Raw genomic sequence first — 11,491 nt, forward strand, 5'->3', positions numbered from 1 at the left:
GCCTTGCGGCATGGCCGCAGCGGGCCCACGTGTTCGCCGGGCCGTTCGGCGCGGGCAAGACCACGGCCATGCTGCGCATGGCGCTGGCCCTGCGCCGCGAAAAGCCGGACCTGAAGATCGTGCTGGTCAACGCCGACTGCGGGCGCGGCCATGGCCGCCTGCTGCTGAAGCACTACGCCGAACTTTCCGACCTTGTGTACCGCGAAGCTTCCACCGCCGCCGAATTCGCGGCCATCCTGCGCGAATGCCCCGATGCGGGCCGCATCCTGGTGGACCTGCCCGGCGTTGCACGCGACGGCAGCCTGGCGCGCCAACTGGCGATCCTGGGACTTTCGGGAGCGGGGGCGGGCGCGGGGGCGGGCAACGGCGTTGCCGTGCACCTGGTGCTGCCGCCGCATCACGGCCCGGCCCAGATGACCGCGCTGCTGGCGCGCTATGCCTTCGAGGGGACGGGCAGCCTTGTCTGGACGAAGCTGGACGAAGCCTGTACCTTCGGGGCATTGGTGAACGTGGCGGCGGCGTGCGGCCTGCCCGTGTCGGCCCTTTCCTACGGCCCCGGCATGCGCAATTCGCTGGCTGCCGCAAGCGATGCGGCGTTGTGGCGCCTGCTGTTCAAGCGGCAACTGCCCGGCGAGGTTCCGGCACAGGCAGAGCCCCGGCCTGCGGCCAGGGTGGCGGCCCAGCCCGACGGTCAGCCCGGCGGCCAGACGGCCATCAGGCCCGGCGGTCTCCGGTCGGAAGGAATCCGGCCAGAAGGAATCCGGACTGACGGCATTTCGGCGGGCACCCGGTCCGCTGTCGGCGCAAGGCCCTGAACCATGGTCCCGGCGGTGCCCCAGACGGCGGCCCCGGCGGCACACGGCATCCACGGGCGACCTCGCCAGGCGCGCCCCGCACCGCACGCACCCACTGGAGCTTGCATCGAATGAGCCCCGATCTTCCCCTGGTATTCTCCGTCACCTCCGGCAAGGGTGGCGTCGGCAAGACCAACATCGCCGCCAACCTGGCCTGCTGCCTCGCGCAGGAGGGCAAGCGCGTGGTCCTGCTGGACGCGGACCTTGGCCTTGCCAACGTGGACGTGGTGCTGGGCCTGACCCCGCAGCTGAACCTGTTCCACCTGTTCCACGAGGGCGTCGACCTTTCCGAGATACTCTGCGATACGCCCTACGGCTTCCGCATCCTGCCCGCCTCATCGGGCATGAGCGAAATGCTGTCGCTTTCCACCGGCCAGAAGCTGGAACTGCTGGAGGCCATGGACGCGCTGGAGGGCGCGGTGGACTACCTGATCGTGGACACCGGCGCGGGCATCAACGACAACGTGCTGTATTTCAACCTGGCGGCCCAGGAGCGGCTGGTGGTGCTGACCCCCGAGCCCACATCGCTCACCGACGCCTACGCCCTGATCAAGGTGATGAAGCTCAACCACGGGGTGGAGCATTTCAAGGTGCTGGTGAACATGGTGCCCGACGCGCAGACCGCGCGCGACATGTTCACCCGGCTGTACAAGGCCTGCGACCATTTTCTTTCCGGCGTGTCGCTGGACCTCGCGGGCTTTGTCCCGCGCGACCCGGCTGTGCGCAAGGCAGTGGTGAACCAGCGACCCTTCTGCGTCATGGCGCCGGACAGCCCGGCCTGCGCGGCGGTGCGCGAGGTGGCCCGGACGGTACAAACGTGGGACGTGGCGGCGAGCCTCGATGGAAACATCAAGTTCTTCTGGAAAAAGCTCCTCTTCCGGCACTAACCCATGGGAGGCGCTGGAATCGGGATCTGTCGCCTGGGGCGATTTCCCGCGCGCCGACCAGGAACGGATAGTCCGGCACTACGCACCCAAGGTGCGGTTTCTGGCCTTGCGCCTGAAGGCCAAGCTGCCCCGCAACGTGGAGCTGAACGAACTGATCAGCGCGGGCACCCTGGGCCTCATGGAGGCGCTGGGCAAGTTCCGTCCGCAGCTTGGCATCCGCTTCGAGACGTATGCCGAAAGCCGCATCCGGGGCGCCATGCTGGACGAGTTGCGGCGGCTGGACTGGTTTCCGCGCAGCCTGCGGCAACGGGTGCGGCAACTGGACGAGGCAATCCAACGCATCGAGCATGAAAAGGGACGCCATCCCACCGAAGCGGAATTGCAGGACGCCACGGGACTGGACCAGAAGGATGTACGGCTGGGGCTGGAGGCGTTGCAGAACCAGTTGTGCCTCTCGCTGGACGCCATACAGGATTCGCTGGCCCCCGATGCGGGAGTGCAGGGAGACGGTGAACCGTTCCAGACCACGGCAACGCAGGAACTCATAGAGCGGGTGGCGGGACTGATCGACGAATTGACACCCCGAGAGAAGCTGGTATTGTCGTTATATTATAGCGACGAGCTGAACATGCGCGAAACAGCCGAGGTCATGGGCATCACCGAGGGGCGCGTCTCGCAACTGCACTCCCAGGCGCTCAACAGGCTGCGCAAGGAATTCAGGAACCACTACGGAGAACACGGCACCGTCTGACTGCGGCGTCCGTTGGCCAGGAGTACGCACAATGCCCTACGACACCAATATGCGTGTCCTCGTGGTGGACGACTTTTCCACCATGCGTCGCATCATCAAGAACATCCTGCGCCAGTTGGGGTTCACCAACGTGGTGGAGGCCGACGACGGCACCACCGCGTGGGATATCCTGAACAAGGACCGCATCGAGTTCGTGATCTCCGACTGGAACATGCCCCAGATGACCGGCATCGAACTGCTGCGCAAGGTGCGCGCCAGCGAGGAATTTGCCGACATGCCCTTCCTGATGGTCACGGCCGAAGCCCAGCAGGAAAACGTCATCGAAGCGGTGCAGGCCAGGGTGTCCAACTACATCGTCAAGCCCTTCACCGCAGAGACCATGAAGCAGAAGATCGACAAGATCTTCCCGTAGACAGCCACTTCCTGCGGGCGCGGGGCCGCCATCCGGCGGGCTTGCGCCCGTTTGCCGTGCAGGGGGGCACGCGCGCCGCATGCCGCCCCTCTTCCCCCTGGCAGGCCAGCCGCTCCGGCCCCCTGAGGTTACGGAACCTGCCGACACGGCGTCTTCCCATGCCGGTGTTCACCGGTCGGGTCTGATCCGGACGCCCGTTACCCCGACGCCCCAGCACAGGCCGTGCGAGGGACCAGACCATGCTGTTCATGCCCATCGTCACCGCCGCCGTTCCCGATTCCCCCAATGCTCCGGGGGCGGATGGCCTGTTCCCCGACGAGGCGAACAAGGCGGAACTGGACGCCGGGCAACTGGATGTCGATGCGCTGGGGCCCCCGGTGGAAGACAAGGTCGAACTGGACCTCGAGGACGCCCCCTTCCTGCTGCCGGAAGAGGAAAAGGCGCCGCCCCCGCCGCCCCCCACCGCCCAGTCCCTTTCGCTGCCGTCCGAGGGCGATGCCCCCAAGAAGAGATTCAGCCTCAATCTTTCCGGGCTGCTGGCCAACAAGAAGCTGCTGCTCATCATGGTGGCCGTGCTGGTGCTGTTGCTGGTGGGCGGCGGTGCCGCGTGGTTCCTGCTGCGCAAGAAAGAGGCTCCGCCCCCGCCACCCGAGGCCCAGGTCCAGAAGATCGTGGTGCCCCAGCAGGCCGCGCCGCCCCCGGCGGAACCGGCCAAGCCCGCCCAGACCATCCTGAGTTGGGAACCGTTCTGGGTGGAGCAGAAGGACGCCAAGGGCGCCATCCGGTTCCTGGTCGTCAAATTCTCGGCGCCTACGGAAAACCAGAAGCTGGTGTTCGAGGCGCAGGCCAAGAAGGTGGTCATCCGCGACGCCGTGTACTACTATCTGAAGAACAAGTCGTTGACCTACCTCACCGATGCGGCCAATGCCGAAACGCTGAAGAAGGACATCCTGGCCATCATGAACGAATACCTCAGCATCGGTAAGCTGGAGGATTTGCTCATAGAGAACTACCTGGTCAAATAGGGGGCATCTTCGGACCGCCCCCGGCGCACCCACCCGGCCAATCCGGCCAAACTGGCGGACATCGCCGGTCCAGCTGAGGGAACGCGCCAGAGCCCGCCGCCCCCGCCGACAGCCGACCCGCCCCGGCAGCGGGTTTCGCCGTCAGCCGCCGCCACCCCTTGCAGGTGCGTCGCGCGGGGCATCATGCGGCGATGGAGGATCCGCCGTGTCCGTCGACCCGTCGCTTCCCGTCGTCATCGCCCAGATGGGCCACGCCGAACGCGTGGTCCACGAGGCGCAGGCACACCCGGAAATGGCCCAGGCTGCCGCCCAGCAGGCTGCGGCCCAAGCGTTGCACCATGACCGTTCGCAGGTCCAGAAGACCGGCGAAAGCGGCAAGGCCGAGGTGGTGGACGAGCGCGAGCGCAACCGCCAGCGGCGGCACGCCCTGCTGCTGGCCCGGCGCAAGGCCCGCGCCGCGGCGGAGGAGGAGGACGAAACCCCCGACTCCGACGACGACCCCTGGTCCGGCAACATCCTGAACATCAAGGTCTGATTTCCCGCCGCGCGCTTCCGTTGTCACGTTGGCTGGTTGTCTGCGTGGTTGGCCGCGCCCGGCGGTCGGCGTTTCGATGCATCGCCTCTGCACCGGCACATGCGCTTCCCGTTCGCCTTCCAGCCCGAAGCGGACCGACCTCAATACTGCTCCCCAGCGACCGTTGCCACGGCGTTGCGTGTAGCCCAGACTACACGCAGCGTCATTGCCGCATGTGTACGACAAGAGCATGCTTGGAGAGGAATCCGGACGCCCATGAAGGATGGAAGCGGCAAGGTGAAGACGGTGGTGCCGTAGCGGTACGCAGGCAGGGCAGACGGATTCTTGTGGCAATGCAGCAGGCACGATACCAGTGCCGGTGGCGGCGGAATACCGCCGTGACGCGAGGTGCGCCATGCCGAATGCCGAACGCCTGTTCGACGGTGCCTACATTCCCCCCTGGCTGGTTGCTCCGGTGCATGACGACTGGGAAAGGGTCGCGCATCTGGGGCGACCCATGCGTTGGGCGCGCAAGAGCGTGGTCTACGACATAGGCGCGCCCTCGTCCGAAATAGTGCTCATTCGCGAGGGGCTGCTGCGCATCATCGCCCTGGGCTACAACGGCGAGCAGCGCACCATCGGCATTCTGGGGCCAGGCAGCATCCTGGGCGAGGCCTCGCTGTTCTTCGAGGTGGAGAACCAGCATGTCATCAAGGTGGTGGAGCCGTGTTCGGGCCTTGTATTCGGCAAGGACGTGGTGTTCGGGGAGATCATCGGCAAATACCCCTCGCTGACCATCTGTCTGTGCCGCAACACGGCTGCCAAGTCGTACATCATGTCCACCCAGCTGGAATGCACCACCTTCATGACCAGCGAGCAGAAGATCGCCCATTTTCTGTACCACCTGGCGGGCGAGCAGCGGCGCGGCACTCCGCTGTATCACCGGCTGGCCCGCCTGCCGTTGGTGACCATCGGCGAACTGCTGGGTTTGCACCGGGTGACCACCACCAACGTCATCAACGGATTCCGCCGGGCTGGCATCCTTTCACCCGATGCTGATCACCTGGACGTGCGTGACGTGGACGGCTTGGTGGACATCCTGTACGCCGAGAAATAGCAGTTGGCGCACACAGCGCGGCAACGAAAAGGCCCGCCGGAAAACCGGCGGGCCTTTTGCCGATGCGGCGGCGCGAAGGGAGACGGTTCGAATCCGGCTACAGTGCTGCCACGGCCTCTATCTCCACCAGGCAGCCCAAGGGCAGGGCACGCACGGCCACGCATGAACGGGCCGGGAAGGGCGCGGCAAAGGCCGCCGCGTATGCGTCGTTCACCAGCGGAAAGTGGGCCATGTCGGTAATGAATATCGTGGTCTTGACCACGCAGGCCAGGCTGCCCCCGGCCTCGGTCAGGACGGCGGCAAGGTTGGCGCAACTCTGGGCGGCCTGGACCTTGGCATCGCCCTCCACCACGGTGCCGGTGACCGGATTGACGGGCAACTGGCCGGAAACGAACAGCAGGTTGCCGGTGCGGATGGCCTGGCTGTACGGGCCGATGGCGGCGGGGGCGTCGGGGCTGGTTATCTGGTGCTTCATGGGGTGTCACCTGTTGGGCTGGCTACTTGTACATGGGCAGAATGTCGAACACGAACAGGGTGTGGCAAATGGCCGTGACGATGCCGAAGAGCAGCAGCGCGGGCACGGCGGCTTTGCCGCCCCTGGCGCGGAAGCCGTTCTCGGGGCGGCGCGCACGACAGGCGCGCAGCATCACGGCGGGGATGATGACGGACCAGATGGTGGCGGCAAGCCCAGCCCAGCCGATGGCCAGCAGAAAGCCGTCGGGCCACAGCAGTCCGCCCAGGGTGGGCGGCAGAAAGGTGATCAGGGTGGTCTTGGTGCGGCCCGCGCGCGAATCGTCGAACTTGCACAGGTCGGCCATATAGTCGAACAGGCCCAGCCCCGCCCCCAGGAACGAGGTGGCCACGGCCAGCGAAGAAAACGCCTCCAGCATGCGCAGGATGAGGCCGCTGTTCAGGTTGGCCCCCGCAGCCTTGACCAGGTCGCCCACGTTGCCGCCCGCAGCGATGACGTCGCGGAACCCGGCGCGAGGGATGGTGCCGTCGCAGGCCATTATCCACAACAGGTAACAGGCCAGGGCGATGACCGTGCCGCCAACGAGGCAGCGGTTGATCTGGTCCGGCTGCTTGCCGAAATATTTGACCAGGCTGGGCACGCTGGCATGGAAGCAGAATGAAGTGAGGTAGGTTGACAACGCGCCCCAGATGAAGATGGCCGAACCGCCGCCGCTGCTGCCTTCGCCCATGTCGAACAGGATCCCGGCGCGAATCTCTGACAGCATGCCCGTCATGGACAGGGCAAAGCTGACCACCATGCCGCCCATCATGATCACCGAGATGCGGTCGACGATCCAGGTGCTCCACCACACGCACGCGGTCAGCAACAGTGCAAAGGTCAGCCCGGCGACCAGCTTGGAAGGCTCGTAGCCGATGGTCACCAGCAGGGAATGGCGCACGATGGACCCGCCCCCGCTGACGTAGGCATATACAAGGATGTACAGCACGAAGGCCACGGCCGCGCCGTTGATGACGCTCCACGACGGCCCCAGCGTATCCTTGACCAGGGTGTGAAAGCTGGCGCCGGGTTCGTAATGCAGGTTCACCTCCAGCAGAGCCTGGCTGGAGAGCAGCATCATGGCCCACGAAAGCAGCAGGATGAGCACGGACCACTGAAACCACATGCCGGCGGAGATGGTGGGAAGGGCCAGCATGCCAGCACCAATGGATGTACCGGCGATGATCATGGTGCCGCCCAGTATGCTGGGGCGGTGTGCGCAATGCGTCATGGTCAACTCCTTATGAAAAAGGGGAACGCCAATGGCGTTCCCCTTCATGGTGTGCGGTGCTACTTCAACGGTTCAAAGCGTGCCGTGAAGAAGCGCAATACCTTCGGTTCGTGTACCATATTGAGGCCCTTGATGTTGTCACGATGCTTGTACAGTGCGATGCAGGCTTCGGCAACCACGTCCAGGTGCGCATAGGTGTACACGCGGCGCGGAATGGTCAGACGGACCAGCTCCAGCTTGGGCCGGTGGTGCTCGCCGGTCTTCTTGTCGCGCCCGGCGGAAACGATGCCCCGTTCCATGGAGCGTACGCCAGCTTCCAGGTACAGTTGGGCGGCCAGCATCTGCGCGGGGAATTCGTCCTGCGGGATGTGGGGCAGAAAGGCGCGGGCGTCCAGGAACACGGCGTGGCCGCCCACGGGCCGCACGATGGGCACCCCGGCCTCGGTCAGCCGGTCACCCAGGTAGCGGCACTGGGCGATGCGGTGGGCGATGTAGGCTTCATCCACCGACTCGCGAATGCCCTGGGCCATGGCTTCCATGTCGCGCCCGGCCATGCCTCCGTAACTGGGCATGCCTTCGTACAGCACCACCAGTTCGGTGGCCTTCATGAACAGTTCGTCGTCGTTCATGCACAGGAAGCCGCCGATGTTGACCATGCAGTCCTTCTTGCCGCTCATGGTGCAGCCGTCGGCGTAGCTCATCATCTCTTTCAGGATGGCGCGGATGGACTTGTCCGCGTAACCCGGCTCGCCTTCCTTGATGTAGTAGGCGTTTTCCACGCAGCGGGTGGCGTCGAACATCACCTTGATGCCGTGCCTGGTGCACAGTTCCTTCACCGCGCGCATGTTGCCCATGCTCACCGGCTGGCCGCCCGCCAGGTTCACGGTGACGGCCAGGCACACGTAGGGGATGCGATCCGCGCCCACCTCTTCGATGAGGGCCTGCAACTTGTTCAGGTCCACGTTGCCCTTGAAGGGGATTTCCAGTTGGGCGTCATGGGCCTCGTCGCGGATGATGTCGCGAAAGGTCGCCCCGTTAAGTTCCTGGTGGGCGCGGGTGGTGGTGAAGTACATGTTGCCGGGCACGTAGTCGCCGGGCTTGATGCAGATCTGCGAAAGCAGGTTTTCCGCGCCGCGCCCCTGGTGGGTGGGCACGATGTGCCTGAAGCCGTAGTATTCGCGCACTACTTCCTGCAGATGCAGAAAGTTGCGGCTGCCCGCGTAGGCTTCGTCGCCGATCATCATGGCTGCCCATTGGCGGTCACTCATGGCGGTGGTGCCGCTGTCCGTCAGCAGATCTATGCCCACGTCCTCAGACTTCAGCAGAAATGTGTTGTACCCTGCTTCGGCAATGTGCTTCTCGCGCTCCGCGCGGGTTGTCACGGCAATAGGTTCTACAGCCTTGATTTTGAACGGTTCTGCTGGATACCTGACGTCCATGATGCTCTCCTTTGTGTTGTCCATGGTTGTCTTCGCCGTGCACGGGGGGGCGAATTCCCCTGTTGTTGCGGAATGGCGGCGTGGAAGCATGTTTCTACTCGCCGTAAGTGTGGTCATACGCCATGCAAGGGAAGCGACGGTGTAGTCTGGCCTACACGCGGTGCATTTTCCACGAGAAGCGAAATATTGCTGCGGAAGCGGTGGGGGGCCTAGAAGGGGATTCCATCGGCCAGCAGGCTGTGCCGCAGCGCCTCGCGCAGCCGGGCGGCCACGGGGCCGGGCCTGCCCGTGCCGATGGGCGCGCCCTCGTAGCGCACCAGGCTGGCGCATTCGTACACGGTGCCCAGGATCAGGAATTCCCGCGCGGACAGGATGTCCGCCTCGGTGATGGCCCGGCGGGCAGTGGGCATGAACGCGGCGGCCAGGTCCATGACCCGGTGCAGGGTGGTGCCGGGCAAGGCGCTCGTGCCTTCCGGGGCGGCCAGTGTTCCCGCCGCGTCCACCAGGGCCACGTTGGCGATGGCCGATTCGGACAGGTGCCCTTCGGCGTCGAAAGCCAGCGGCACGTCCAAGCCGCGTTGCCGGGCCTCGTCCATCATCAGCACGTTGGGCAGGTAGTTGGCGTGCTTCACGCCGGTAAGCGGCCCCCGATGCGCGGGCAGCACGCTGCGGAAGGCGGACAGCCCGGCGGCGAACCATGCCTCCGGCGGGGCTGGCTGCCGCCAGGCAAGGATGTACAGGCTGGACTGGGGGCATTCGGCGGGTGAAATGCCGAAGCCGCCAGGTCCCCGGCCCACCAGCACGCGGATGCCGCCTTCGTCCTCGCCGCCCGTGCGGGCCACGGCGATGATGCGGCGGCGCAGGTCGCCCCACGGGCAGGGCGGAGCAAGGCGGATGGCGTCTGCCGAGCGGCGCAGCCGGGCCAGGTGGAGGTCCAGTTGGAACAGGCGGCGCTGCCGGTAGCGGATGGACTCGAACACCCCGTCGCCACGGTGACACAGGTGGTCGTCCAATGGGACCAGCAGTAGGCGCGGGTCGGTGCAGATGCCGCCCACGCGGTGGTCGTGGAAGGCCAGCACCCGGTCCGCGCCGGGGCGGGGAGCAGCCAGCAGCCGCTGGAGGTAGGCGGCGGCATCAATCTGGCGCATGGGGTCGGGGTCGGTTTCGGGCGTGGTGGCAGGGGGGATCGGTCCAGTGGAATCGGCGGGGTGCATGTGCCCTCCCGTGGTTTGGAGGTGGGACCATGCGCTTCGCGTAGCCCGGCGCGGCGGGCGAGGTCTGTAGCGTACGCTACGACTGGAAAAGTTCGGCGGAATCCGGCAGGATCAGTGGCGTTGCCCGGGCCGCCCCGCCGGTCCGGAAGTCCGCTTTGCCGCCAGGCTACATACCGGCAGGCACGGTGCCGCCAAATGCACTCTCTGCCCGCCGCCCAGAGGCCCCCATGACCGTATCCCTGTGGCTCATCATTCTCGTCAGCGTGGTGGAAGTGGCGCTGCTTGGCGTGCTGTTGGTGTTTTTCCTGCGGTTGCGCCGGTCGGAGGCGCTGCTCAACCGCCTGCAAGCCAACCAGACCCAACTGCTGGAGCGGTTGCGCCAGAACGCGGAGCTTGAGCAGGAACTGGTGGCCACCTTTGCCCAGCGCCAGGAGCAATTGCGTCACCTGGACCAGCGGCTGGAAGAGCGGGCCGTGGCCCTGCGCCGCCTGCTGGAACAGGCCGAGGGCATCAGCCGCTCGCCGCAGTTCCTGCGCGAGGTGATCCTGAACGGTCACCGCAAGGGCCGCAGCCTGGAGCAGATCGCCCGGTCCACCGGCCTGTCGGTGGACGAGGTGGAACTGATTCTGGCCCAGGCCGGGTAGGCCGCCAGCATTCCCTGGGGCAACTCTTGCGCCGCCGGGGTTCCTTCTTTACGCGAGCGCCCGCGCCCAGTAGCCATGGGCGCCGCAGACGCGCCACCACAGGCCCCCTGCCGGATTCCGACAGGGGGCCTGTGGTGTTCAATGCATGGCGTGTGCGGAAAAATATACAGGAATATCATGGTCCTGTTGATGAAGTTGCGCCTTGGCGAGCGGAAGGGCACGCATGCGTGTTGACAGTCTTGCATAAGACATCATACACATGTTTCCAACAACGCTCCCCAAGGAGGAACTTCATGTCGATCCAATTTCTGGTGCACGAAGACGGCGATTCCGTCGGCGTCGTGGTTGTTGAAGGCGTCAAGGCCGGTCAGGACCTGACCGGCTGGGTGATGGCCGAAGACCGGACCATCACCTTCAAGGTGCTCAACGATATTCCCATCGGGCACAAGCTGGCCCTGAAGGCCCTTTCCGTGGGTGACACCGTGGTCAAGTACGGCACCGACATCGGCAAGGTCGTCGCTCCCATCAAGCAGGGCGAGCACCTGCATGTTCACAACGTCAAGACCAAGAGGTGGTAGGAACATGACCGCTAATACCTTCCTCGGCTACCGCCGCGAAAACGGCCGCGTGGGCGTGCGCAACCACGTGGTCATCCTGCCCCTGGACGACCTTTCCAACGCCGCCTCGGAAGCGGTGGCCAACAACGTCAAGGGCACCATGGCCCTGCCGCACCCGTATGGCCGCCTGCAGTTCGGTGAAGACCTGGAGCTGCACTTCCGCACCCTGATCGGCGTGGGCAGCAACCCCAACGTGGCCGCCGTGGTGGTCATCGGCATCGAACCGCAGTGGACCAACCGCATCGTGGAAGGCATCGCCAAGACCGGCAAGCCGG

14 protein-coding genes are annotated in these 11,491 nt (G+C 65.5%); 10 read left to right on the plus strand and 4 right to left on the minus strand.

Annotation, left to right across the window (positions count from 1 at the left end; genetic code table 11):
* The 7 genes from FVW27_RS20115 to FVW27_RS20145 all read left to right on the plus strand — a co-directional run.
* Positions 1-815 (plus strand): flagellar biosynthesis protein FlhF (locus FVW27_RS20115; RefSeq protein WP_481850180.1); only part of this gene is annotated, 815 nt, incomplete at its 5' end.
* Between the two features lie 110 nt (positions 816-925).
* Positions 926-1,741, plus strand: a complete 816-nt coding sequence (locus FVW27_RS20120; RefSeq protein ID WP_035067501.1) for a MinD/ParA family protein — start codon at positions 926-928, stop codon at positions 1,739-1,741.
* Positions 1,695-2,492, plus strand: a complete 798-nt coding sequence (locus tag FVW27_RS20125; protein ID WP_167128828.1) for a FliA/WhiG family RNA polymerase sigma factor — start codon at positions 1,695-1,697, stop codon at positions 2,490-2,492. Before FVW27_RS20120 ends, FVW27_RS20125 begins: the two co-directional genes overlap by 47 nt.
* 31 nt (positions 2,493-2,523) lie before the next feature.
* Positions 2,524-2,904 carry a chemotaxis response regulator CheY gene (locus tag FVW27_RS20130; RefSeq protein WP_167128832.1) on the plus strand — a complete coding sequence of 127 codons (381 nt, stop codon included), beginning with the start codon at positions 2,524-2,526 and terminating at the stop codon, positions 2,902-2,904.
* A 239-nt stretch (positions 2,905-3,143) separates the two neighbouring features.
* Positions 3,144-3,929 (plus strand): flagellar basal body-associated FliL family protein, encoded by a 786-nt coding sequence (locus tag FVW27_RS20135; RefSeq protein ID WP_167128835.1) that lies wholly within the window; start codon positions 3,144-3,146, stop codon positions 3,927-3,929.
* Positions 3,930-4,134: 205 nt separating this feature from the next.
* Positions 4,135-4,464 (plus strand): hypothetical protein, encoded by a 330-nt coding sequence (locus tag FVW27_RS20140; RefSeq protein ID WP_167128838.1) that lies wholly within the window; start codon positions 4,135-4,137, stop codon positions 4,462-4,464.
* Positions 4,465-4,858: 394 nt separating this feature from the next.
* Entirely contained in the window at positions 4,859-5,560 is a 702-nt protein-coding gene (locus FVW27_RS20145) for a Crp/Fnr family transcriptional regulator (RefSeq protein ID WP_167128841.1), read from the plus strand.
* 97 nt (positions 5,561-5,657) lie between these two features.
* Here FVW27_RS20145 and FVW27_RS20150 read toward each other — a convergent pair whose 3' ends face one another.
* The 4 genes from FVW27_RS20150 to FVW27_RS20165 form a co-directional block, all read right to left on the minus strand.
* Positions 5,658-6,035: a Rid family detoxifying hydrolase gene (locus FVW27_RS20150; protein WP_167128843.1), complete on the minus strand. Its 378-nt coding sequence runs from the start codon at positions 6,033-6,035 to the stop codon at positions 5,658-5,660.
* A 22-nt stretch (positions 6,036-6,057) separates the two neighbouring features.
* On the minus strand, positions 6,058-7,302 hold the full coding sequence (locus FVW27_RS20155) for an aromatic amino acid transporter (protein WP_167128846.1): 1,245 nt from the start codon (positions 7,300-7,302) through the stop codon (positions 6,058-6,060).
* Positions 7,303-7,361: 59 nt separating this feature from the next.
* Positions 7,362-8,741, minus strand: coding sequence for a tyrosine phenol-lyase (locus FVW27_RS20160; RefSeq protein ID WP_167128849.1), 1,380 nt, complete (start codon positions 8,739-8,741; stop codon positions 7,362-7,364).
* A 209-nt stretch (positions 8,742-8,950) separates the two neighbouring features.
* Positions 8,951-9,955: an aminotransferase class IV gene (locus FVW27_RS20165; RefSeq protein ID WP_208294910.1), complete on the minus strand. Its 1,005-nt coding sequence runs from the start codon at positions 9,953-9,955 to the stop codon at positions 8,951-8,953.
* 227 nt (positions 9,956-10,182) lie between these two features.
* Between FVW27_RS20165 and FVW27_RS20170 the strand changes: the two genes are divergently transcribed.
* The 3 genes from FVW27_RS20170 to FVW27_RS20180 form a co-directional block, all read left to right on the plus strand.
* The gene (locus FVW27_RS20170) at positions 10,183-10,599 is read left to right on the plus strand and encodes a hypothetical protein (RefSeq protein WP_167128852.1); all 417 of its coding nucleotides are present in this window, start codon (positions 10,183-10,185) and stop codon (positions 10,597-10,599) included.
* 293 nt (positions 10,600-10,892) lie between these two features.
* Complete coding sequence (locus FVW27_RS20175; RefSeq protein ID WP_167128855.1) at positions 10,893-11,177, plus strand: UxaA family hydrolase; 285 nt, start codon at positions 10,893-10,895, stop codon at positions 11,175-11,177.
* A gap of 4 nt (positions 11,178-11,181) precedes the next feature.
* On the plus strand, positions 11,182-11,491 hold a 310-nt coding region (locus FVW27_RS20180), incomplete at its 3' end, for a UxaA family hydrolase (RefSeq protein WP_167126492.1).

The sequence above is a fragment of the Nitratidesulfovibrio liaohensis genome, assembly GCF_011682075.1.
Taxonomy (GTDB): domain Bacteria; phylum Desulfobacterota; class Desulfovibrionia; order Desulfovibrionales; family Desulfovibrionaceae; genus Cupidesulfovibrio; species Cupidesulfovibrio liaohensis.

Bases quoted from the DNA above. Each gene is read 5' to 3' on its own strand.
- FVW27_RS20120 (WP_035067501.1), top strand. From the start codon at position 926: ATGAGCCCCGATCTTCCCCTGGTATTCTCCGTCACCTCCGGCAAGGGT.
- FVW27_RS20125 (WP_167128828.1), top strand. From the start codon at position 1,695: ATGGAAACATCAAGTTCTTCTGGAAAAAGCTCCTCTTCCGGCACTAAC.
- FVW27_RS20130 (WP_167128832.1), top strand. From the start codon at position 2,524: ATGCCCTACGACACCAATATGCGTGTCCTCGTGGTGGACGACTTTTCC.
- FVW27_RS20135 (WP_167128835.1), top strand. From the start codon at position 3,144: ATGCTGTTCATGCCCATCGTCACCGCCGCCGTTCCCGATTCCCCCAAT.
- FVW27_RS20145 (WP_167128841.1), top strand. From the start codon at position 4,859: ATGCCGAATGCCGAACGCCTGTTCGACGGTGCCTACATTCCCCCCTGG.
- FVW27_RS20150 (WP_167128843.1), bottom strand. From the start codon at position 6,035: ATGAAGCACCAGATAACCAGCCCCGACGCCCCCGCCGCCATCGGCCCG.
- FVW27_RS20155 (WP_167128846.1), bottom strand. From the start codon at position 7,302: ATGACGCATTGCGCACACCGCCCCAGCATACTGGGCGGCACCATGATC.
- FVW27_RS20160 (WP_167128849.1), bottom strand. From the start codon at position 8,741: ATGGACGTCAGGTATCCAGCAGAACCGTTCAAAATCAAGGCTGTAGAA.
- FVW27_RS20165 (WP_208294910.1), bottom strand. From the start codon at position 9,955: ATGCACCCCGCCGATTCCACTGGACCGATCCCCCCTGCCACCACGCCC.
- FVW27_RS20170 (WP_167128852.1), top strand. From the start codon at position 10,183: ATGACCGTATCCCTGTGGCTCATCATTCTCGTCAGCGTGGTGGAAGTG.
- FVW27_RS20175 (WP_167128855.1), top strand. From the start codon at position 10,893: ATGTCGATCCAATTTCTGGTGCACGAAGACGGCGATTCCGTCGGCGTC.